This is a genomic window from Paenibacillus lacisoli (genome assembly GCF_030580655.1).
In the GTDB taxonomy this organism is placed as follows: Bacteria; Bacillota; Bacilli; order Paenibacillales; family Paenibacillaceae; genus Paenibacillus; species Paenibacillus lacisoli.
The window spans coordinates 221,332-244,674 of the sequence record NZ_JAUQTB010000002.1; the positions used below are offsets into that span (position 1 = coordinate 221,332).

The 23,343-nt window shown below is 50.5% G+C and carries 19 protein-coding genes and 1 other annotated feature; of the genes, 9 read left to right on the forward strand and 10 right to left on the reverse strand.

The window, feature by feature from the left end; translation table 11 throughout:
- Positions 1–399 precede the first annotated feature (399 nt).
- Together Q5741_RS04810 and Q5741_RS04815 are read right to left on the reverse strand one after the other, a co-directional pair.
- Complete coding sequence (locus Q5741_RS04810; protein WP_305022931.1) at positions 400–996, reverse strand: DUF2087 domain-containing protein; 597 nt, start codon at positions 994–996, stop codon at positions 400–402.
- Positions 997–1,172: 176 nt separating this feature from the next.
- Positions 1,173–3,812 carry a glycosyl hydrolase gene (locus Q5741_RS04815; protein ID WP_305022932.1) on the reverse strand — a complete coding sequence of 880 codons (2,640 nt, stop codon included), beginning with the start codon at positions 3,810–3,812 and terminating at the stop codon, positions 1,173–1,175.
- A gap of 419 nt (positions 3,813–4,231) precedes the next feature.
- On the opposite strand from Q5741_RS04815, the gene Q5741_RS04820 reads away from it, so the two are divergent.
- The 3 genes from Q5741_RS04820 (at position 4,232) to Q5741_RS04830 (ending at position 6,352) form a co-directional block, all read left to right on the forward strand.
- A complete protein-coding gene (locus Q5741_RS04820) occupies positions 4,232–5,215 on the forward strand; it encodes a YpdA family putative bacillithiol disulfide reductase (RefSeq protein WP_305022933.1) in 984 nt (327 codons plus the stop codon).
- Positions 5,216–5,259: 44 nt separating this feature from the next.
- Positions 5,260–5,703, forward strand: coding sequence for a DUF441 domain-containing protein (locus tag Q5741_RS04825; RefSeq protein ID WP_305022934.1), 444 nt, complete (start codon positions 5,260–5,262; stop codon positions 5,701–5,703).
- A gap of 133 nt (positions 5,704–5,836) precedes the next feature.
- Complete coding sequence (locus Q5741_RS04830) at positions 5,837–6,352, forward strand: ADP-heptose synthase (protein ID WP_305022935.1); 516 nt, start codon at positions 5,837–5,839, stop codon at positions 6,350–6,352.
- A gap of 78 nt (positions 6,353–6,430) precedes the next feature.
- On the opposite strand, the gene Q5741_RS04835 is transcribed toward Q5741_RS04830, so the two are convergent.
- Positions 6,431–6,742 (reverse strand): HesB/YadR/YfhF family protein, encoded by a 312-nt coding sequence (locus Q5741_RS04835; protein ID WP_305022936.1) that lies wholly within the window; start codon positions 6,740–6,742, stop codon positions 6,431–6,433.
- 545 nt (positions 6,743–7,287) lie between these two features.
- Here Q5741_RS04835 and Q5741_RS04840 point away from each other — a divergent pair.
- Positions 7,288–9,045: an ABC transporter ATP-binding protein gene (locus Q5741_RS04840; protein WP_305022937.1), complete on the forward strand. Its 1,758-nt coding sequence runs from the start codon at positions 7,288–7,290 to the stop codon at positions 9,043–9,045.
- A 1-nt stretch (position 9,046) separates the two neighbouring features.
- Positions 9,047–11,149 (forward strand): ABC transporter ATP-binding protein, encoded by a 2,103-nt coding sequence (locus Q5741_RS04845; protein ID WP_305022938.1) that lies wholly within the window; start codon positions 9,047–9,049, stop codon positions 11,147–11,149.
- A gap of 86 nt (positions 11,150–11,235) precedes the next feature.
- On the opposite strand, the gene Q5741_RS04850 is transcribed toward Q5741_RS04845, so the two are convergent.
- The 3 genes from Q5741_RS04850 to argS all read right to left on the reverse strand — a co-directional run bounded on the left by Q5741_RS04850 (position 11,236) and on the right by argS (position 14,535).
- Positions 11,236–12,162, reverse strand: a complete 927-nt coding sequence (locus Q5741_RS04850) for an S-layer homology domain-containing protein (RefSeq protein WP_305022939.1) — start codon at positions 12,160–12,162, stop codon at positions 11,236–11,238.
- Positions 12,163–12,212: 50 nt separating this feature from the next.
- Entirely contained in the window at positions 12,213–12,716 is a 504-nt protein-coding gene (locus tag Q5741_RS04855) for a hypothetical protein (RefSeq protein ID WP_305022940.1), read from the reverse strand.
- A gap of 121 nt (positions 12,717–12,837) precedes the next feature.
- A complete protein-coding gene (argS, locus tag Q5741_RS04860; protein WP_407074322.1) occupies positions 12,838–14,535 on the reverse strand; it encodes an arginine--tRNA ligase in 1,698 nt (565 codons plus the stop codon).
- Positions 14,536–14,683: 148 nt separating this feature from the next.
- Positions 14,684–14,940 (reverse strand) — a binding site (T-box leader).
- Between the two features lie 145 nt (positions 14,941–15,085).
- Here argS and Q5741_RS04865 point away from each other — a divergent pair.
- The 3 genes from Q5741_RS04865 (at position 15,086) to Q5741_RS04875 (ending at position 18,291) form a co-directional block, all read left to right on the forward strand.
- On the forward strand, positions 15,086–16,378 hold the full coding sequence (locus Q5741_RS04865; RefSeq protein ID WP_305023329.1) for an ABC transporter substrate-binding protein: 1,293 nt from the start codon (positions 15,086–15,088) through the stop codon (positions 16,376–16,378).
- Between the two features lie 84 nt (positions 16,379–16,462).
- Entirely contained in the window at positions 16,463–17,389 is a 927-nt protein-coding gene (locus tag Q5741_RS04870) for a carbohydrate ABC transporter permease (RefSeq protein WP_305022942.1), read from the forward strand.
- A complete protein-coding gene (locus Q5741_RS04875; RefSeq protein WP_305022943.1) occupies positions 17,389–18,291 on the forward strand; it encodes a carbohydrate ABC transporter permease in 903 nt (300 codons plus the stop codon). Before Q5741_RS04870 ends, Q5741_RS04875 begins: the two co-directional genes overlap by 1 nt.
- Before the next feature lie 173 nt (positions 18,292–18,464).
- On the opposite strand, the gene Q5741_RS04880 is transcribed toward Q5741_RS04875, so the two are convergent.
- Together Q5741_RS04880 and Q5741_RS04885 are read right to left on the reverse strand one after the other, a co-directional pair.
- Positions 18,465–18,794 (reverse strand): four-helix bundle copper-binding protein, encoded by a 330-nt coding sequence (locus tag Q5741_RS04880; RefSeq protein ID WP_305023330.1) that lies wholly within the window; start codon positions 18,792–18,794, stop codon positions 18,465–18,467.
- Positions 18,795–18,908: 114 nt separating this feature from the next.
- A complete protein-coding gene (locus tag Q5741_RS04885; RefSeq protein ID WP_305022944.1) occupies positions 18,909–19,934 on the reverse strand; it encodes a CobW family GTP-binding protein in 1,026 nt (341 codons plus the stop codon).
- Positions 19,935–20,054: 120 nt separating this feature from the next.
- On the opposite strand from Q5741_RS04885, the gene Q5741_RS04890 reads away from it, so the two are divergent.
- On the forward strand, positions 20,055–20,567 hold the full coding sequence (locus Q5741_RS04890) for a MogA/MoaB family molybdenum cofactor biosynthesis protein (protein WP_305023331.1): 513 nt from the start codon (positions 20,055–20,057) through the stop codon (positions 20,565–20,567).
- 15 nt (positions 20,568–20,582) lie between these two features.
- Here the strand turns inward: Q5741_RS04890 and Q5741_RS04895 are convergent, their stop codons facing one another.
- Both Q5741_RS04895 and Q5741_RS04900 read right to left on the reverse strand, forming a co-directional pair.
- Positions 20,583–21,605 carry an acrylyl-CoA reductase family protein gene (locus tag Q5741_RS04895; protein ID WP_305022945.1) on the reverse strand — a complete coding sequence of 341 codons (1,023 nt, stop codon included), beginning with the start codon at positions 21,603–21,605 and terminating at the stop codon, positions 20,583–20,585.
- 211 nt (positions 21,606–21,816) lie between these two features.
- Positions 21,817–23,268 carry a nicotinate phosphoribosyltransferase gene (locus tag Q5741_RS04900; RefSeq protein ID WP_305023332.1) on the reverse strand — a complete coding sequence of 484 codons (1,452 nt, stop codon included), beginning with the start codon at positions 23,266–23,268 and terminating at the stop codon, positions 21,817–21,819.
- Positions 23,269–23,343: the final 75 nt, after the last annotated feature.

The following is a 23,343-nucleotide window of genomic DNA, read 5'->3' on the forward strand; positions in this document are numbered from 1 at the left end:
TCTCACATTACTTTCCGACTGACGCGGACCGGCTGATATACAGACGGCCGCCGACTCCCGAACCAAACAACATGCAAAAAAGACCGCAGCGTATCCTGCGGCTTTGATCGTCCCGTCAGCTCAGCTTTCTAGGCAAAAACACAGCCCAAATAAGCATTCTGAGGGACACAAAAAAGCCGCAGGATTCAAGTTCCCTGCGGCTTCACTCATGGTATAGACATACAGACTGGATCACTGGATCCAGAACCATACAGAATGAGTTAGTTGTCCGTTAGGGAGACCATATCAACAGATGATTGACGCACACTCAAATCCAGTACAATGCTCATCATTGAAATCGCCTCCTCTTCAAAATTTCCTTCATTATACAAATATGAATAAATTCCAGTCAAGCTTTTTTTATTTGAGCTGTTCCCATTTCGCCCACATCTCGCGTGGATTCAGCTCGTACACTTCCTTCTCCCGGTACATAAACTGGTGCATGATCAGCTCACGGCGTATGGTGGCAAAATCCTCGTGGTACTGCTTAATAAATTCATTCACTTCGCACTCCGGATAAGCTTTACCGGGTTCGAGCTGTTCAGCCAGATATTCCATGACAATCAGCTTCTTTTTGAGCTGGGAAGGAATTTGCTTCAAACAGCCGTCTTTTGTGAAAAAATTGCGCAGCACAGAAGCTTTGATCGGCACTTCCACTTCTTGAATGTCCATTCGGGTCTCTCCCTTCTGAAAAATAAAATCAAGCGTAGCCTGCGCGTGTTCCCGAATAAACGGGGGATACAGTGAAAAATAAACGGTATTCTTCTCTCTCCGTTCCTGGATCAGCGCTGCTTCCCGGAGCTTGGCGGCATGATGGGTGACTGTAGGCTGCGAAAGATTGAGCCGGGCCGCCAGCTCCTGGCCATTCATTTCTCCCTGGGATAACAGCAGCAGCATGCGCAGCCGGTTCGGATCGGCCAGCGCTTTGTGATAAGCAACGATTTTGTCCAGCTGCAAGCACAGGTCCCTCCTTACAAAATGTATTCAATAAATTATTTAGATGTTTTTCTAATTAGATAATAATCAAATTAGTTGACTACGTCAATCTTTAGCACTTTAATCCGCATAACAAACAAACCTGCCGCTCTTGATTAACGGACAGGTTTGTTGGTTTCACAGTGCATGGTTGGAGATTAAGGCTTGACTACTGCTTCGATCTGGTCGACATACAATGTTCCCTTATATGGATTGTCCTTGCTGTACGCATCTCCGTCCTGGGCATTTACATAGATGGAGAACGCCTGGACCTTGGCGGCATGCCCAACATCCAATGTTTTACCGGCATTCTGGGTATCCCAGGCTGCAACTTTAAAATCCGAGAATGGCATCTCCACTACCCCTGGCTCTGTACCTGCAAGAGAAGGATAATACTCGAAGGAAACACCATTTGCTTTGACCTGAATCACCAGCTTTTTACCGCTCCCATCCGGTTTGAGCCACAGTCTTAAGCGGCCTGCCTTGGACCAATCCCGGCTCCCGAGGTCTTTTGTAATCCCGGTATAACCTTGTCCTGCCAGTGTATAGTCGAACTTCAGACCAAATTCGCCGTCTTCCTTGTTCATCGGGTCGAGGGCGAAGGTGTTGGTGTCACCATTTACACTGTATGAGGTTCGAAGCAGGTCACTGCTGCCTTTGTACAATTCATAGTTATCTACCAGCAGCGGATTACTGCTGCCGTCGGAGTATGAGTTCATCAGCTTCACGTTATCGATGTACAATGTGCCGTCCAGCTTCAGTCCGCTTCCGATAAGTGCTAGCTGCAGACCTTCCGCGGAGGCTGCCAATGACGGATCGTTCAAATCGATCACCGGTGTATAACGGGCATAGACTGTATTACCGATCTTCACGGTCGGCAGCTCGTTCAGCTTTGCGGCTGCTGTCGTCTGGAATTTGCTGCTGCTCGGCGGCAGCTCTGCAGCCGCACGCAGGTTCGCTTCCGGATTTCCGTTTCCTGCTGCTATCGGGATCAGTACCTCCATGGAGACCCGGTTAACCAGCTTCAGATTTACCTGTTTGGCAATATCCTTCAATCCAATTTTAAGCTCCTGCCATGTCTCGTTAGTCTGCATACCTTTTACATTGACCGCCAGCTTTCCATCTCCTTTGACTTTCTCATGGCGGAAGGAAGAGGAGATGGTATCCGGGTAAGTGCCATTATTGCTGGCGTTAAGAATGTCCTTGTCAAAGGTCAGCCTCTTCACTAATGAATCCTTCATTCCAAAATACACTATTATGCTCTGCTTTTGGATGCTCTGCTTTTGCCCCTTCTTGTCCTTGCCGTATACCAGAACGGTTAGCGTCGTACTCTTGCCGTTCAGGCTGGCCGCAGGCTGCCATTCTGCAGAATAATAGCCGTCTTTATCCAGCTTAAGCGGATATTCCTTGTCTGATCCGCCAGTTGTATATACCACTTTGGCTGGCTTTTCATTCAGCACACGCGCACGAATCGTTGTTGTCCCCGAAGTCATTGTCTCCTGTCCTGTTGGAGATACGATGTGCATGGAAGGTCCCTGCTGGGCTGCAGATGTCTTTTGATCATATACATGCCGGAGTTCCCTGCTGAAAGATGTGTACGAGTCCTTGTAATAGTTCACAAAGTCCGGAAGCAGCTCATGATCGCCATGCTCCGCAGAATTGCGGTAAGGTACATAAATATTATCATAGCTGAAGTTAGCCCAGGTCAGCATATAGGCCAGCCGCTTGGCATCCGGGTCAGACTGCAGCGCGGTAAGAAGCTTTGTATAGAACTGCTTGTCCTCCGTACCTGCAGGTTTTACATTCTGATAACCGAACTCAGTAAAGGCTGCCACTTTGTCTCGTTTGTCGGCAATGCGGGATACAAGCTTACCGTCTTCTACCGCGGTATCGAACCACCCCTGGGTCTTTCCGTCATAATACGTATCAAAACCTAAAACATCTGCATAATCGTCTCCTGGGTAGGTGCGGAGATAGGATTCTTCTAGGCCGTTAAACGGACTGCCTGGGGAAAACGCGTACAGGAAATTATGAACCCCTTTGACATCACGAAGATACTCCACGGTATACCGGTAAATTTCAATGTACTGCTCTTTAGTGGCGTAGGGGGCTCCCCACCAGAACCAACCGCCATTCTGCTCATGGAAAGGTCTGAAGATGACTGGAATTGAATCACCCTTTCTGTCTTTTAGATGTAAAGCGAAGTCCGCAATCCGGTCCAGAAACTGGTTGTACTTGGCGTGCTTGTCGCCACCAGGCAGAATATGAGATACCACGTTACCGCTCGTATCATAAAAGTCTTTGCCCGATACGAAGTTAGGCATATGAGCACTAAGCGTCAGTACCCCGCCTTTCTCATAAGCCTGTCTCATGGAATAAATGAGGTTGTCCCGATTCTGCTTTGTTGTATTCGAAGTGGAGCCCGGTTTCTCGTAGCCCTCCAGACTTAACGTATCCCAGCCGAATACAGCAGGTTCGTCGCCTACAGCACTGTATGTATCGGACTTAACCCCGTTGACCGGAGCAGACAACGCTTCATCCGTCGCATGCTGCTGTCCGAACAGAATTTCCTTTCCTCTGGCCAGCTGCAAATAAAGAAACAGGGAACGGGTTGCAGCTGTTGCTTTAGGATCTGCCAGTTTAAGAACAGGAACCTGCTGCTTGCTCGAAAGACTGGAAACCAGCGATTTACTGCTCTCAGCTGCAGAAGCTGCCTGCACCTGTGATGCGGCGAGCGATGAACCTAACAGCAATACCCCTGCCAGCGGTAACGCCAGCCATTGACGTAAAGACGACATCGAATAACCTCCATTCAAATTAAAAACTTCACGATTCAGAAAACAATAACAGGTTGTTATTTTGTTAGCTAAACACCTTCTCTCTACTTGGGATTCATACAGGTGTGAGCTAATACTAAATGAAAACGATTACATCGGTGATTATAGCAGATATCTTCCTAACAAAATAGATACTAACTGACCAAAAACACTACATATTGTTATTTTGTTATCCTAACAAAGATCTTTGGCATCCGGTATTCCATGTCATTTGTGTCCTGTTCATTCTGCTTCTTTCAAAGTTATAAGCTCACGAGTGGAATTTGCATGCATGTTGCGGTAGGATTGAAATACTTGCCCTGAACTCGTGAGCCCGGCCGCGGGCCTTTCTACAGCAGGACATCGGTTTACAACAGATTGTTTCAAGGAGGACGTTTTACATGGAAGATGTCATTATTATCGGGGGCGGTCCATGCGGACTGTCTGCAGCGATCGAATGCAGCAAAGCGGGTCTGAGTACACTAATTATTGAGAAATATAATATAGTGCATTCGATTTATCTCTACCCGACCCATATGCAGTTTTTCAGTACGGCAGAGCTGCTGGAGATCGGCGAGGTTCCATTCAGCTCAGCGAACGACAAGCCTTACCGCTATGAAGCACTGGCCTACTACCGTAAAGTCGCCGATCACTTCAAACTACGTGTATCTTCCTATGAGGAAGCCACGGAGATCGTGAAGCAGGCGGACGGAACTTTCCGCATTCTCACGACAGGACGTGACGGAACACAAAAAAGCTATGTAGCCAAAAACATCGTGGTAGCTACCGGTTATTTCGATCATCCCAACTATCTTGGCATTCCGGGAGAGGAGATGGAGAAGGTTACCCATTACTTCAGAGAGGCCCATCCGTATACCAATACGAGGGTAGCAATTATCGGCGGCAGCAATTCTGCCGTTGATGCAGCCATGGAACTCGTTCGTGTCGGGGCACATATTGATATGGTATACAGAGGCAGCGGCCTGTCCGAGCATGTAAAGCCGTGGGTACGGCCGCTGTTCGAAGGCCAGGTACGCAAAGGTGTGATTACTCTCCATTTGGAATCCAGAATTACGGAAATTCATGCTAATCACGTTACCGTTACCCGCAATGATGGTTCAACCTTTATGCTGGAGAACGATTTTGTTCTTGCTATGACTGGCTTTCGACCGGACCGCAAGCTGCTTGCCAGTGCCGGTGTAGCAATGGCGGATGACCTCGACAAACCGCGCTTTAATCCGGAAACGATGGAAAGCAATATTCCGGGCATCTATATTGCAGGTGTCATCGCCTCGGGACGTAACGCCAATGAAGTCTTCATCGAAAGCGGGCGCTGGCATGGACGTTCGATCGCGGAGCATATCATGGGTAAACAAACGTCCTGAGATTTTGGTTATAATTACAGCATCCGGCAAAGGAGAAATCCAGAATGGATTATACGTCCCTGCTCCTGCTGATGATGGCCGGACTGGGCATTGTCAGCAGCAATGCGCCCATCACGATCGCATTGATTGTTTTACTTTTTCTAAGAGTCACCCATCTTCAGCAGGCCTTCCCCTGGCTTGAGAAGTACGGATTGACCGTCGGGATTATCATTCTTACCATCGGCGTCATGACTCCGCTCGCCAGCGGGAAAATTTCGCTGCAGACCTTGGGAAGCTCTTTTCTGCACTGGAAGTCCCTGCTGGCCATCGTCGTCGGGATCGCTGTCGCCTATCTAGGCGGAAGAGGAGCGGCTCTGATGTCCAGTCAGCCTACAGTCGTGGCCGGGCTGCTGATCGGAACTGTACTTGGTGTAGCCTTCTTCAAGGGTGTACCGGTCGGTCCTCTGATTGCAGCAGGACTTCTCTCGTTGCTGATTGGACGCTCCTGATTAGCACTGACAGCCCCTCACTAAAGAAAAAAGACTGAAGCCCGGCATAAGCCGGGCTTCTATATCATTCTGAAGAACCTGCCGATATGTTATGATAGGATGCATAAGATTTACCTTTCAGGAGGACTGAACCATGTCACGACAATTTGTCATTGAGGCCGTGATGGTGGCGATATACGGTCAACTACTTGTTCCTCCGGAACCTGTCGAATATATCGTTCCATATACCACGATTCTGGAATTATATGAATTTCAGGCCAGCCCGGATCCGCTGATGGATAACGAAGCTGACGACAGCTACGTGAAACGCCGGATCACCGAGCTGCTCGCTTATCTGGAAGAGCCGCTGAATCAGAAGAGGCTTAGAAAAGCTCTTCAGGTACCCTGGGCTAAAAGCCGGCCGATCCTTTTCTCGGAGAACACCTTTTTCACAATCATTAACGCAGTGGATTCAGCACCTTATGGCGAGAAATTTGATCCCATCGAGACTGAGCTTCTGCTGACCGCCCAGCGGGAGAAGCTTCCGCTTCTGACCGATCAATTCGAGCTGATTCAGCGTATTCTTATTGAATCTGTCCCGGTGCAAGTCTATGATATCGACGATTTTCATTTTGCCATGGAAGACCGGACCTTGGATAACCCGTTATAATCCGCATACCAAAAAGGCAGATGGTGGAGCATGATGCTCCCCGTCTGCCTTTTGTATTCGTACATTCTAGTCACGCGATCAGGATGACTGCTCAGTGTCTTCTTCCGAGTAGTTGTAAACAATATCATCATGCTCTTCCAAATATTTGACTTCCAGGGTATGGCCTTTCAAATACCAGTGATCCTGCTCTTCCATATAGAAGATTAACCCGCCGCTCTCCTCGGTCAAGACCGGCTTCTGCGGCTGCTCCACCGCGATCCCGAGAGAAAAACCCGGATGAAGCCCGCCGCCGGAGCTGTATCGGGCGAAAAAACGGACATAATCCCCGTCGTGTAGTCCTAATTCTTTTTTATACCAGGCGGCTGCCGGCTCTGTTACATGTATGCTCATCTCTTCAACTCCTTATCTATTGGCTGCTCTCCCCCTATCATACCATCGTTATGGATGAGGACAAAGGCGCCCCATCTGAATCATTTAAATTTGAAATTTAAATGAACTTTTTTGGAAAAAGGTTTGACACATCGCAAAATAGGGTGTTAAGATTCAACCATACGAGATCCATTTGCAAGTAATTGCCAAATCAGACTGAAGAAAGGGGTGAATCCGGTGTTAGTAATCGTACATAACCATCAACCAGCAGTACAACAATTACATACCGGCGGTAGCCCAACTGAGATGTCACACGCCAGCCCTGAATGAATCAGGTGTTTGCTGGCTATCCTTAACTTCTGCGTTCAGGAGACTTCGGTTGATTCCGTAGCTCGCTGCACGCAGCATATGAATTGATGAATCAAGGCATATCGTCTGCGACGGTATGTCTTTTTTTGTGCATTTGTATGGACTGAACGGACAGGGTTCCGCGGCATCCCTTTGGGATTTATGGTACACGGTTAGGCTGATTCGGCAGGATTTCAACAGGAAAGAAGGGATATTCATTGTTCTCCGTACTTAAAAATTTGGGATGGTTCTTCCGCCGTGAACAGAAACGTTACCTGATCGGATTATCGTTTCTAATCATTGTAGGTGTGTTTGAACTGATTCCGCCGAGACTGCTCGGCAATGCCATCGACGATATTGTCAGGGGCTCTATTAACTGGACCTCACTTACCCGCTATATCCTGATGATCCTTGGCATGCTTGCACTGATTTATGTCATTACTTATGTCTGGATGCACAAATTGTTCGGCGGCGCCAATCTGGTGGAACGGATCCTCCGCTCCCGCTTCATGTCGCATCTGCTGCGCATGACACCCGCCTTCTTCGAACGCAACCGTACCGGTGACCTGATGGCGCGCGCGACCAACGATCTGCGCTCTGTCGCGGCAACGGCAGGCTTCGGCATGCTTACGCTGACCGACTCCACTGTCTATCTGTCCGTCATTCTGGTGGCCATGGGAACGCTGATCAGCTGGAAGCTGACACTCGCTGCCATTATCCCGCTTCCCTTTATCGCTCTGGCCATGAGCATCTACGGCAAGCATGTTCACAAGCGCTATACCTTGGCACAGGACGCCTTCGGCGATATGAATGATCAGGTGCTGGAGTCCGTAGCAGGGATCCGGGTTGTGCGTGCTTACGTCCAGGAGAGACAGGACGAGAAACGTTTTGAACATATTACCGACGACGTTTACCGCAAGAATCTGGACGTTGCCAAAATGGACGCCCTGTTCGAACCTACGATCCGGCTCTGTGTCGGTCTCAGTTACCTGATCGGATTGGCCTACGGGATTTACCTGGTTTTCCATAACGAAATCACCCTGGGGGATCTCGTATCGTTTAATATGTACCTGGGGATGATGATCTGGCCCATGTTCGCGATTGGCGAGCTGATCAATCTGATGCAGCGCGGCAGCGCTTCACTGGATCGGGTCAATGAAACGCTTTCGGTTATTCCTGATGTCCAGGACGCCGAGCAGAGCATCCAAGTGAAGCGGCCGGAAACCATTCAAATGCGTGACGTAACCTTCCGCTATCCGAGCTCAACGGTCGATAACCTCAGCCACCTGAATATTACAATCCGCCGCGGTGAAACCCTTGGTGTTGTAGGACGCACAGGCAGCGGTAAATCGACGCTGCTGAAGCAGATGATCCATGAATATCCGATGGGTGCCGGTGACATTCTTGTCACGGATGTCCCTTTGCAGAAGATCCCGCTTGAACAGCTTCACAGCTGGATCGGTTATGTGCCGCAGGAACAGATTCTCTTCTCCAAGTCGGTGCGCGAGAATATCCAGTTCGGCAAACCGGGCGCCGATGATTCCGTCATTATGGAAGCGATCAAGACCGCTGCCTTTGACCAGGATCTTGGCACATTATCCGACGGGCTGGACACACTCGTTGGAGAGAAAGGCATCGCCTTGTCGGGCGGACAGAAGCAGCGCGTATCACTGGCCCGTGCCTTCATCGGGGATCCGGACATCCTGATCCTGGACGATGCGCTGTCGGCTGTCGATGCCCGCACGGAAGCAAGAATTATTGAGAACATCCGGCAGCAGCGTGCCGGCAAAACAACCCTTATCTCCACACACCGCCTTTCTGCGATCGAGCATGCAGACCATATTGTGGTGCTGGAGAACGGGACCATTGTCGAGGAAGGAACCCACCAGGAACTGATCAACAATCAAGGCTGGTACCATGAACAGTATGAACGTCAGCAGGTGGAATCCAACTTGACCAACGAGGAGGTTTCCTAAATTGAAAACGAATGTAGGCCGCCGATTATTTCAATATGCATTAACGGCCAAAGGAACATTTATTGCGGCCCTGATCGTCCTGGCCATCGGCGTTGCCGCCGAACTGGCCGGTCCGTTCATTGCCAAAACGATGATTGACGGTCATATGCTGGCCATCGAGAAGCCTTATTTTGAAACTGACAGCCCCAAGAATGCCGCCGTCTATCAGGATCATTATTATAAACGCGGTGACCGCTTTACAGCAGATGAACCCAAAGGACAGGAGGTTCGCATCCTGCAGGCGGGTACGAAGTTTGTGTTTGTTGACAACGCGGTCGGTGTGATCGACGGAGAACGCAGCTTCACTGACGGGACCCTGACAATCACACGCAGCGGAGAAAGCGCACAATATAATGCCGTGCAGCTGTCCGCTGATGAGCTGTACGCCTTTTATAAGCCGGAAATGCCGGGGATTTATGAACTGATCGGTCTGTATCTGTTCTTCCTGGTGATTACGATCTTTACTGAGTTCGGTAAAACGTATTGGCTGCAGTCCTCTGCTAATCGGGTTGTGCAGAAGCTTCGTCTCGATATTTATGCTCATATTCAGAGGCTTCCGGTTTATTTTTTCGACAATCTGCCTGCAGGTAAAGTCGTGTCCCGGATTACCAATGATACCGAAGCGGTCAAAGAGCTATTCGTAGCTGTTCTGGCCAACTTTACTTCAGGCATTATTACAATTACAGGTGTTTATGTCGCCCTGTTCCTCCTGGACGTAAGACTCGGTCTGATCTCCCTCTTTATCGTTCCAATGATCTTTGTATGGATTGTCCTCTACCGCAAAGTAGCGACCAAGTACAATACCATTATCCGTTCACGGCTTAGTGAAATTAATGCAATAATCAATGAATCTATCCAGGGAATGTCTATAATACGTGTATTCCGTCGTCAAAAGCAGACCGAAAAGGAGTTCGAGACTCTTAACGATGACTACATGAAGCATCAGAACAAGATGCTGAATCTGAACGCTTTTACCTCCCACAACCTGGTTAACGTTCTGCGTAACCTCGCATTCGCTGTGGTGCTGTGGTACTTCGGGGCTGGTGCTATCGTTGGGCCGTCCGCCGTATCTCTGGGTGTGCTGTACGCTTTCGTTGACGTGCTTGGACGCCTGTTCCAGCCGATCACCGGCATGGTCAATCAGCTGGCCTCCCTGGACTCTTCACTGGTCTCCGCTGGACGTGTATTCGAACTGATGGATGAGAAGGGGGAAGCTGTAACGGACGGCTCCATGCCGCGCTATAAGGGGAATGTGGAGTTTAAGGATGTTTCTTTTGCTTACAAAAAGGATTACGTTCTGAAAAACATCTCTTTCCAAGCCGAGCAGGGACAGACGGTTGCTCTGGTGGGGCATACCGGCTCAGGAAAAAGCTCAATTATCAACCTCCTCTTCCGGTTCTATGATCCGCAGAAAGGGACGATTACCATTGACGGCCAGGACGTGGCCCAACTGCCGAAGCAGTGGATCCGGGAGCATATGGGGATCGTGCTGCAGGATCCGTATCTTTTTACCGGCACGATAGCTTCAAATGTCAGTCTGGATAATTCGTCGATCACCCGTGCTCAGATTGAGAAAGCATTATGCGATGTCGGCGCCGACAAGCTGCTTGCCCATCTGCCTCAAGGTTTTGATGAGCCTGTGATTGAGAAAGGCAGCACTTTATCTGCTGGTCAACGTCAGCTGATCTCCTTCGCCCGTGCGCTTGCCTTCGATCCGGCGATCCTGATTCTGGATGAAGCTACTGCGAACATTGATACGGAGACCGAAGCACTGATTCAGTCCGCACTTGAGGTGCTGAAGAAAGGCCGGACAACGTTCATTATCGCCCACCGTCTCTCGACCATCCGCAGCGCCGATCTCATTCTTGTACTGCACCGCGGCGAAATTGTGGAACGCGGCAGTCACGATGAGCTAATGGCTGTTGGTGGACGCTACTTCCAGATGTATCAGCTGCAGCAGGGCTCAGCTGCAACGGCTAATGACGCGTCCACGGCGTCGAGGCAGGAATCAGCTCAGGAATTAACACCGGTTACGGCTTCACGGCTGGCCGGAGGGACAGCTTAACGGTTCCTGGCACATTAAAAAGAGCGCTCTGCCTTGAGGCAGAGCGCTCTTTTTTGCCAATTATAGAACATTAGCTTGAACGGATTTTATTTGGCAGATGACTTATCTGTTACTGGCGGTGTTCCGTCCACCGGTTTCAGGCTAACTTCATATTTGCTGTCAAGGTAAACGCTGGTCTGGGTATCCGTAATGACCTGCATGTTGATCTCGCCCGGGGCAGGCTTGAGCAATCGGTAATAGAGAACCGCCTGCTTGTCTCCCGTAAACTCGATACGGTCAACGGCGATGCCATAGCCCGGATTTGGTGCCTGCTTGCGAGTGATTGTAATTTTGTTGACCTGGTCTGTTACCTTCTCCGTGCTCAGCTCAATCCCAGGCTGTTCCGCAGGAGCGTCAGCCTGGTGTTGCTGACGGATAAACTCACGTGCATTAAACGCCATCTCCGCAGCCTCCATCCGGGTAATCTGCCGGTTCGGGTTAAACTTCTGCTCCTGGTCCAGGCTCGTAATTTTCGTCAGCAGCAAAAACTGAATACCTGCTCCTGCATCGGACGGGATTTGTGCCTGGTCCGCAATATTGATATACATTTTTACTGTCGGATAACTTCCTGTTGCATTAATGCCATGATAGAGCAGATTAGCAAACTGGACTCTTGTCAACCCACTGCCAGCCTGATCAGTCCCCTTGACTGGCAGTCCGTTCGCTTCGGCAATCTCATAAGCCTCGTCATACCATGCATCCTGCTTCGACAGCGAAGTTTTGTTATCCGGCAGCTTCAAACCCAGCGCCTTCACAATCAGCTGAATGCCCTGTGCCTGTGTAAGGGCCTGATTAGGTGCAAATTTGTCCTTCGTCACACCTTGAATAATACCTGCCGTCTGCAGCGAATCGATCACTTTTGCATCATGATCCCGAGTCACGTCCGAGAAGGCGGATGCAGATGCAGCGGCGACCAGTGATCCAGCCAATACGACGGCCAGAGCAGCCCCCTGTTTGTTTGTCCATTTTCTCATTAATAACACCTCCACCCTCTCAGACGCCGCTTCTTAACAAATTGTTTCAGTCAGGAATCTGCAGAGCGCTGTTTTTGGCTTCCTGGACCTGCACTGACAGTATCTTCTTCCTGGCCCAGTGCAATGTACATGTCCCTAGCATACCTCTGCAGTTTCTGCTCCAGTTCTTGAGCACGGTCTTTGAAATTGGAGAGTTCACGGATCATTCTGGATCTGCCCGCAGGGCTGAAGGTCTCCTGGATCCGTTTTTTGAAATAATCGTGCACGATGTAATTACGCTGCTTCCAAATTTCATTCAACTGAATAACTTCTTCATCGGTAAACTCAAAATTGTGCCTTATTTCATGAACAAGCTGACCAAGCGAGCTGCCCAGCTTGCGATGATATAGATCTTCGATTTCTGCTTCCGAGAGGTCCTTGCCATCCGCAAGCTTGGTGAGTACCAGCAGATTGACCAACTGCTGTTCGAGCGCCTGCGAATAGTAGACAGCAAGCCCAAAATAAGCGAATAGTTCTTTCGAATGCTCACTGTCCAATAGTCGGTGCTGAATCATGGCTGCTTCCCTCCGATCAGACATTTTACCGTCATTTTCCTACTCATCTTATAGGAAGAGAGCCTTTGTTTCAACCCGTGTGCTGACATCCTTTTGCAACAGGGTATAATTACCAGCTTCGTTACATTCGTTCCGGCGCTTGGACTCCTAGCAGGTGAAGGGTGACTGCCAGTCGCTCTCCGGTCAGACGGGCCAGCTCAAGGCGGACATCCCGCTGAACCTGCTGCTCAGTAAGAATTCTTTCCTTATTATAGAAGCGGTTGAATTTCTGAGCTGTCTCGATGGCATAACGGGCCATGACAGACGGCTCCAATGCAGAAGCTGCCCGCCCTAGATAAACCGGATAATCGGCAAGCTGCTTCAGAAGCTCCCAGCCGGCATCGCCTAACGGTTCCATGGCGGCGTATTCTTCCTGATCCGCGTTCTCCGAAGTTACCGGCCTGGATCCTTTCTCATAAGAGCGGCCTTTATCCAGGACACTTTGAATACGAGCATAGGTGTACTGGACATAAGGTCCGGTCTCGCCCTCAAATTGCAGGGCCTCCTCTAGAGAAAAATCCACTTCATTGATACGCGAGTTCTTGAGATCACCGAAAATAATAGCACCGATACCCACCTGCTCTGCCACCTGCTCCTTGTGCTCCAAATGAGGGCTTTTCTCTTCGATCACCGCGAGCGCTCTCGCTACCGCTTCGTTTAGCACTTCATCCAGCTGGATGACTTTGCCGCGGCGGGTTGACATCTTTTTTCCTTCAAACCGCATCAGACCAAAGGGTACATGGGTACAGGCCTCTGACCAGCTCTTGCCCATCCGCTTGAGCACTGAGAATACCTGTTGAAAATGCAGCTTCTGCTCGCCGCCCACCACATACAGCAGCCGGTCGGCTCCCATAACCTCTCTGCGGTAGATAGCCGTAGCCAGATCGCGGGTCGGATAGATACTGGTACCATCTTTTTTCAGAATGAGACATGGAGGCAGCTGCTCTTCTTCCAGACGGACCACGTAAGCTCCATCACTCTCTTCCAGCAGATTCAGCTGGCGAAGCTCCTCGATAACAGGCTGCATCTTATCGTTATAAAAGCTTTCCCCCAAAGTATAATCAAATTTGACGTTCAGCCGGGCATACATCCGGTCAAATTCACTTAGGCTAATCTTCACAAAATAAGCCCACAAGCGATTAGCCTCTTCATCGCCGTTCTCCAGCTTGCGGAACCACTCCCTTGCCTCGTCCTCCAGCTCAGGATGCTCTACAGCTTCTTCATGAAACCGGACATATAATTTTAGCGACTCACCGATCGGATCCTGTGCCAGAACTTCATCACTGCCCCAGTGCTTGTAAGCTGTGATCTGCTTGCCGAACTGGGTGCCCCAGTCTCCCAGGTGGTTCACACGGACCGGTGTGTATCCCGAAGCTCCCAATATATTGTAGATCGCCTGCCCAATGACCGTGGAACGAAGATGGCCGATGCCAAAGGGTTTGGCAATATTCGGTGATGACATATCAATGACAACCCGCTTCCCTTCACCTTCCTGCAGGGTTCCAAAATCGGGCGCAGCCAGACCAGCGAGGAGCTCGGGAGCATACTGTTCGCGATTAAACGTCAGATTTACATAAGGACCTGCGGCCACGGCACGAATGCCCTGATTTCTATCGTTAACTGCCTGGGCAAGCTCTATCGCAATCTGGGGCGGCGCCTTGCGCAGCATCCTGGCCAATGTAAAACATGGCAGCGCGAGGTCTCCCCAATCACTCTGTGGGGGAGTCTCCAAGAGCCGGATCCATTCCGTCTCCCCTCCCAGATTTTCAGACCCTTCCATACAGCCTGCCAGTACCTGTGCAGCCCATTGATTCAGCATATTTCTTCTCCCCTGTCTCCATGATCTGTAATTTAGCTTGAGAATGTCATTGTCCGCTGGCTACTCCCTAGGACTTGCCCTTAAACGTCAAAAGGCCCCCGTCTCTATAACAAGAGACGAGAGCCTGAAGTTCCCGCGGTACCACTCTTGGTTGAACTCCGGACGAATATCATCCTGCCAAGTTCCACCTCCACGACGCATAACGGACGCCAAGCCGGATCTGCCTACTGGTCAGGTGCCTGGCACCAGCCGCTCAACAGACCGTCTCCAAGGTGCGGTTCACTCTCCATCTCTGTCCCGGCTTCCACCTGACCCGGTTCGCTGTACAGCTGCTTGGAAAGCTACTCTCCTTATCACAGACGTTTAATTCCCATCATTATACATATTCCTCTGCGGTAATACAATGGGCATTTGTTATAAATGTTTCAATATCTGCTCAAACGGTTCGCATACCTACACAGAGCAAATGTAAATATTTCACAAATACAGGAGGAGGACATAGGTGAGAAGAATGAAGACTACCTTTCTTATGACTGCACTGTTGGTCATGATTTTGGCAATTACGGCCTGCACGCCTCAATCCAGAGGAGCGGGTAAGACTGCCGACGGCAAAACCGTCTTTGAATTCTGGACATTCTGGGGATCGGAAACCCGCCGTCCGGTGATTGAGAAGATTGTCAGTGACTTTAATGCATCCCAGGATAAAATTGAAGTCAAGCATGTCTACCTGCCTTGGGGAGACATCTGGACCAAAAACCTCGCACAAATTGCCGCCAAAAATCCGGGCGATGTCATCATCAATGATATTGCCAGCGTGAATCAGCGTGCCTCCAAGAAACAGAATACCGACCTCAGCGCGTATCTGGCCAAGGATAACATTGAGGACCGCTTCTTCCCGCAGCTGTGGAATAACGTCATGTATGATGGTAAAGCTTACGCCATCCCGTTCAATACCGACACCCGGATGCTGTATTACAACAAGCAGGCGTTTCGGGATGCTGGCCTTGACCCCGAGAAGCCGCCCCAAACATGGGATCAACTGGAGGAATATGCCAAGAAGCTGGACATTAAGAAAGGAAACACCTATGAACGTATCGGATTCCACCCGCTGTTTGGTGATTTCGGAACCGATAACTGGCTGTTTAATGCCGACGGCGGCGAAGGATACTTCGCTGAAGACGGCAGTCTGAAAATAAACACACCAGGTAAGGTAGAAGCTCTGAAATGGATCAAATCGTGGAATGACCGACTCGGTCAAAAAAACGTAGACGCCATGAAAGCAGAGTTTGGCAGCAAGCAGAGCGACCCTTTCATTTCAGGCAAGGTTGCTATGATTATGCAGCAGGGTACATTCGCAACCCAAATCCGTGACTACGGCAAGGATCTGGACGTGGGGGTTGCTCCCGTACCGGAGCGAACCACAGGGTCAGGACACTGGAGCGGCGGTGGCGGCTTCGTAGCTGAAATCCCGTATGGCTCCAAACATCCCGACGAAGCCTGGGAATTCATCAAATATCTGACGGATTACGACGCACAGAAGTACTGGGCGGTCAAAAACTTTGACAACGTGGCCAATGTTAAAGCATCCGATGATCCGGAGCTAAGCAAGAACGAAATCTACAAGGCTTCTGTAGACAATCTGAAGGTAACCCGGCAGTTCCAGGTGCCCCTGTCCGCACCGGATTACAAAAATCTGATCAATCCCCAACTGGATGCCGTTCTTCTGAATAACGCTGATCCGGCGCAGGCACTGCAAAAGGCTGAAAGTGATGTGTCCGCGCTGATGAAGCAAAATGGCGGCTGATATCCTGGCTGGGACAAGGAGGAGGGCTTCCCTCCTTTTTTCATTTTTATTTTTAATACCCTCTTTTGAAAGGAGCAACCTCCCATGGCTGCAACATTATCGAGCAGACCAAAGCGCGGACGGCTGGCACGAAGGGAATCATGGCAGGGATACCTGTTTATTTCCCCATGGCTGATCGGCTTGTTCGGCATTACGCTGCTTCCCATGCTGTTCTCCCTCTACGGGAGTTTTACAAACTATGATATTACTTCACGTATGGATTTTATCGGCGCTTCCAACTACAACCGCATGTTCACCCAGGATCCGCTGTTCTGGAAATCGCTCAGCAACACGCTGTTCTATGTACTCTGGATGGTGCCGCTGACGACGATCGGCTCCATTCTGCTTGCCCTGCTGCTGAACGAAAAACTGGCAGGTATGCGCTTCTTCCGTACGGTATTTTATCTGCCCTCGGTGCTCTCCGGTGTAGGTGTATACTTCCTCTGGATGCAGCTGCTGAATCCTTCAAGCGGTCTTGTTAATACGATGCTGCAGTGGGTGGGCATCAGCGGGCCAGCCTGGCTGACGGATCCGATGTGGACGAAACCAGCGGTCATTCTGATGAAAATGTGGAGTGTCGGCGGCGGAATGCTGCTGTATTTGGCAAGTCTCCAGTCCGTACCTTCCCAGCTGTATGAGGCCGCCAAGCTGGACGGGGCTTCTCCGCTGCGGCGGTTCTGGCATTTTACGCTGCCCATGATCTCACCGGTTATTTTCTTCGACGTGGTTACAAGCCTCATCGGCGGATTTCAGGTGTTCCAGGAAGGGTATGTCATGACGGAGAATGGGGACGGTGGACCGATGAGCTCACTGCTCTTCTATAACCTTCATATGTGGCATAAAGCGTTTACTGTGTTCGATATGGGTTACGCGATGGCTATGGCATGGGTGCTTTTCGCGATTGTATTAGTATTAACGATTCTTAATATGACCTTGTCCAAACGCTGGGTTCACTACGAAGGAGGTGAGTGATGATGCGCAGTTCTGTAACAGCCCGTGCTTCCGCAGCGCCTTCTTCTACGAGTGCCCGCCGCGGCCAGCTGGTGCGCCGTCCGTCTGTGCGGACTCTTTTCATTTACGCACTGCTGCTTGCAGGAACCGTCCTGTTCCTGCTGCCGCTCTGGTGGATGATCTCCACCTCACTGAAATCCATGCCGGAGATCGCCCAGTATCCGCCTACCTTTGTTCCGCAGCAGGTTCATTGGGATAACTACATCCGGACATGGCAGGCAGCCCCATTTACTCGTTACACGCTGAACACTTTGATGCTGACCTTCTTTGCTGTCACTGGTAATGTACTGGTTAACTCCTTCGTAGCTTACGGCTTTGCCAAAATCCGCTTCAGCGGCAAAAAAATATGGTTTGCCGTCCTGCTTGCAACGATGATGATTCCGGGATTTGTTACATTGATCCCCCAATACGTGCTGTTCTCGAAGCTGAATCTGGTCGGTACCTATTATCCTATTATTATTCCGCAGTTTCTTGGAAGTGCCTTTTATATTTTCATGCTGCGCCAGTTCTATCTGTCGATCCCGAACGAGCTGAGTGAAGCGGCTAAGATTGACGGTGCCAGCCACCTGAGAATTTGGCTGAGAGTCGTGCTTCCATTATCCAAACCGGCTCTGGCGGCTATAGCCATCTTCGCTTTTAACGGGGCTTGGAACGATTTTCTCGGGCCGCTGCTGTATGTCAGCGATGAATCACTCTACACCCTTCAGATCGGCCTGCAGACGTTCCGCGGGACGATGCAGACCCAGTGGAATTACCTGATGGAAGGATCTGTACTGGTGCTGGTGCCGGTCATCGTACTTTTCTTTATTTTTCAGAAATACTTTATTCAGGGAATGAATCTGACAGCAGGGACTAAAGGCTAATACTCGATCCTATTTAATAACATTTGATGAAGAGATTCTAAGGTTTGTACGCCGCAGCATGTACCCGTTCGACCTCTCGGTCACGGGTATTTTTTTTATATTCAGACACGAAAAAACCGGCTCATAGTGAGTTCACTATGAAACCGGTTGGATCATTCTGTACCTGTCAGCTGTTAAGCTGCCATGTGACGGCAAATGTCTGCACAGCGTCTGCATGCTTCCGCACATTGCTTGCAATGTTCATGCTCATGTTTGCCGCATTCTTCAGCACACGCCTCACAGGCCTTAGCGCACAGCTCACAGATTTCAGCTGCAAATTGAGTACCCCGGCTGAGTGCTTCAGCAGCAAATGAACAAATCTCTGCGCATTCACGATCAAGCCGGATACAATCGCGCAGCATGGCAAGGTCATATTCCTTCAGACTCGCTACATAACATCTGTTGCATGCGTTCATACACTCCAGACAAGCATCAATACACTCCTGCATGGAATTACTGGTCATATTCATTGTAATTACCTCCCGTAGGTTAAGCTGATCTGGTATTGTATTACCCATACGGAAGGGAAGTTGAAACATTTTAATATCCAATATATTACATATTAATGAACAGCGGTGTTAGTTATCCCTGGCCTCTTGCTCCAGCTCTAATAATTGTGCCCGGATCTGCTGCTGGTCAAAATGTTCACCGATAAATACAGCTACATCCGGAACCGGCTTCTGCGGATTGATCTTCATAAAGTCCGAAGCTCTGTAAGCGTATTGAAACAGATATCTTCCCGATGTGTCGCTGAACGTCAGCACCCCTTTGGCACGATATACATCACGGGGAAGACCGGCAATAAGGGCTTCAAACGCTTCGCTGTTGACAGGGACTTCAAAGTAGTGAGTATAAACCATCACATGACTGTGGGAGGCATTCAGCACCTTGAATGGGCTCGATGGAGGCTCCGCCTGCTCCTCTTCCTGATGTTTTTCAGAAGTTTCCCGAACCGGCCGCGCCCACGGTGTGCCGTTATCTCCGGAGCCATTTAGACTGTCCTCAAACCAAGCCATCACTTCCCTGGACTTACAGCGGACTGCCGGATACACGGCTGCATGCGGATTCCACCGATTCAGCAGCGCCCCCAGCTCCGTGAGCTCCTCCGAAGTCACCCGATCCTGTTTATTCAAAATCAGTATGGAGGCACAGCGGATCTGGTCCTGCATCAGGCGATATGTTTTGCCCTTCTGATCCCGGTATAACCCAAGCAGATGAGCAGCGTCCACGACCGTAACCAGCGGCTTCAGATCCATTCTCATAAATAACGAAGTTTCCGTTATTCCATCCAGAATCTCCATAGGATTGGCAGCGCCGGTAGCCTCAATAATAATGACATCAGGATGTTCGCTGTCAATCAGCTCAGCCAGCTGCATACCCAGATCCTCTCGTCCCGAGCAGCAGATACAGCCGCCCAGCACTTCTGTCATCGGAACATCTGCATCAACGGCCAGACCATCAAGGTTGACCTCCCCCAGTTCATTCATGATGATGGCAGGCTTAAGCCCTGCCTGCTTCAATGTGGTGATCCACTGCTCCAGCAGTGTCGTCTTTCCGCTCCCCAGAAAACCGGAGAGCACGTATACGGGTGTTGCTTTTTCCACGCTGTCGTTCCTCCTGTTTATTAAAACTCGAGATTTTAATACAATGAATAATATATATAGTGAACAAACAAACAGACAGCATCCTAAGTACAAGTACAAGCCACCAGGAGGTCATACATGATGAATAGTGTTGAGCAGCACCGGCAGGAGGCACCACAGCAGGTCAACTGTATGGTCGTTACGGTGTCCGATACCCGCACAGCCGAGAATGATAAAGGCGGACAGCTCATTCTGGAGCTGCTGCAGGAAGCCGGATACACCGTTGCGGATTACGTCATCGTCCGGGACGAGCCGGAGAGTATCAGTAATCTTATCCAGCATGCCGCTGAGCGGCCTGAAGTTGAAGCTGTCCTCCTGACTGGAGGCACAGGTATCGCTCCCAGAGATACGACTTATGAAGCGGTCGCCGGGCTGCTGGAGAAGGAAATGCCCGGATTCGGTGAGATCTTCCGTATGCTCAGCTTCACCGAAGATATCGGATCTGCAGCCATTCTAAGCCGGGCTATCGCGGGTACAATCGGCCGTACAGCTGTCTTCTCCATGCCTGGCTCAACTGGAGCCGTCCGTCTGGCTATGACCCGTTTGATCCTCCCTGAATTACGCCATGTCATGCGAGAGCTTTACAAAGACTAAAGTGAATCGTTCTGATCAATCGTTAATACGTACGACCGTTCTGCCTGCAGCCTGGCCTTGCAGAATAGCCGCCAGCACATCAGGCAGTTCGGAGAGTGTAACTTCCTGAATTCCGAGCTCCAATAATTTAACGGGCTTCCACGCCTCCGCCAGCTTGTTCCAGATTTCAGAACGAAGCGGCATCGGACAGTAGACAGAGTCAATCCCCTGCAAGCGGACACCGCGCAGAATGAACGGAAAGACCGTTGCATCAAAGCTTCCGCCGCCAGTCAAGCCGGACAGCGCAAGGATACCGCCATACTGCAGGCGTTTCAAATGCTCGGCGGTGGCAGGTCCTCCTACAGGATCTACAATACCGGCCCATTGTGTTTTAGCTAAGGCTCCCTTACTGACTGCCTGTGCTTCTTCGCGGGAAATAACATGGGCTGCCCCCAGCGATTTCAGCAGCGCTGTCTGAGTTTCGGCCTTTCCGGTGGAAGCTGTTACCTCAAATCCAAGCCGGCTCAGAATGGCGACGGCTGTGCTGCCGACACCGCCGGTCGCTCCCGTTACTAGAATAGGGCCGCTCTCCGGTGCAAGCCCCTGATCCAGCAGGCTGTGAACAGACAAGGCGGCTGTGAATCCCGCTGTGCCCACGGCCATTGCTACCTTGGCACTAAGTCCTTCAGGCAGGCGAACCAGCCAGTCCCCCTGAACCCGCGCGTACTGGCTGTAGCCTCCAAAGTGGGAGACACCCAGCTCATAACCGGTACAGAGAACCTGGTCACCAGGTGCATATCGGGCATCCCGGGATTCCACTACTTCACCCGCCAGATCAATCCCTGGAATAAATGGATATGAGCGAACTATTTTCCCGTCGGCTGTGCCGGCTAGTCCATCCTTATAATTTACACTGGAATACGTAACACGGACCAAGACATTACCTTCAGGAAGGAAGTCTGGCGTTACCTGCTCCAAGCCTGTCCGGAATCCCTGTTCATCATTTCGTACTATAAATGCTTCAAATGCTGCTGCAAATGCTTCAAATGCTGCTGCCATTTCGGTCATCCTCCTTTTAAGTGCCGCCTGTCAGCCTGCAATCCGTCCCGATCTGTCGAACGAATACGATTCCGATCAGCTCATGACGTTTTCTGCGCTTTCCCGAGAAATAATTACCCGTTTTCTTCCTTCATCATAACGGCAGCCGGGTTCATGAACTATGCAAAAAGGCACGGAAACGCCGGCTGCCCGTCTTTTCCGTGCCTTCCTTCTATTCCTCTGCAGGCATATATTCATCCAGCATCTTCTGCTTCAGTTCCCATGCCTTCTGACTGATGTTTACCCTGTAGATCTCCGGATTCAGCTTACGCTGGTACTCCGGCCAGAACTGGCCCAGCTGCTCAAGGTGATACGCCCGGATCTCATCCAGCGTCGGCAGCTGATAAACCTGCTTGCCCTCAACAAAGATAGGTTCAAGCATTGAGATCGCCTCGTAATTCTCTACATATCGCTTCAGGTAAGGATGGAGCGGGTTAAACAGCTTCAGCCGTTCTCCATTGCGTGGACGCTCCTCCTCAGGGAAGCATATATAGTCGGCGATGGACTTGTTCGTCTTCTTGTCGATAATCCGGTAGACATCCTTCTTGCCTGGTGTTGTTACCTTCTCAGGATTTCCCGAGATTTTGATCGTCGGCTTCATCTGTCCGTTGACCTCACGCTCGACGAGCTTGTAAACCCCGCCCAGCGAAGGCTGATCGGATGCGGTAATGAGCTGGGTGCCGACGCCCCAGACGTCGATGCGGGCTCCCTGAGCTTTGAGGTTGAAAATCGTATTCTCATCCAGATCATTCGATGCGACAATCTGCACATAATCCAGTCCGGCTTCATCCAGCATTTTGCGTGCCTGGATGGAGAGGTATGCAAGGTCACCGGAATCCAGACGGATGGCATTCATTCGCTTCCCTTGCTCTTCGAGCATTTTACCTGTACGGATTGCATGTGGAACACCGCTTCCCAACGTATCAAAGGTGTCAACAAGCAGGGTAACCTGATCAGGCAGAACTTTGGCATAGGCATCGAACGCTTCCTGTTCAGTCATAAAGCTCTGCACCCAGGAATGGGCATGTGTCCCTTTCGTAGGGATGCCAAAGCGTTCGCCTGCCAGCATATTGGACGTCGCATCAAAGCCGGCGACATATGCCGCTCTCGCCCCCCAGATGGCAGCATCCGCCTCCTGGGCGCGACGGGTACCAAACTCCAGCAGCGTGTCACCATCCGCCACCTGTTTGATGCGGGAAGCCTTCGTCGCAATGAGCGTCTGATAGTTCATGAAGTTAAGCAATGCCGTCTCAACCAGCTGGGTCTCAAAAATCGTTCCTTCCACGCGAACCAGCGGCTCGTTCGGGAACACGACAGCCCCTTCCTTCATGGAATGAATGGTCCCCCGGAATGTGAATTGGCGCAGCAGCTCCAGAAACTGAGGATCATACTGTTCTTCCTGTTCGGACAAATAGCGGATATCCTCTTCCGTGAAGCGGAGATTGGCGACATAGTCGACGATCCGCTCCAGACCTGCGAATACGGCGTAGCCGTTTCCGAAAGGCAGCTTGCGGAAATAAGCCTCGAATACTGCCTGATGGTCATGCGAGCCGTTAGCCCAGTGGGCGTACATCATGTTAATTTGGTATTTATCCGTATGTAAAGCCAGACTGGTTGTCTGCATCGTTATCAACCTCTCCTTCATTCATTGGCCATTGGCCGGGATGTCCCGCAGGCTGGCTGGATCTTAGGTGATCCT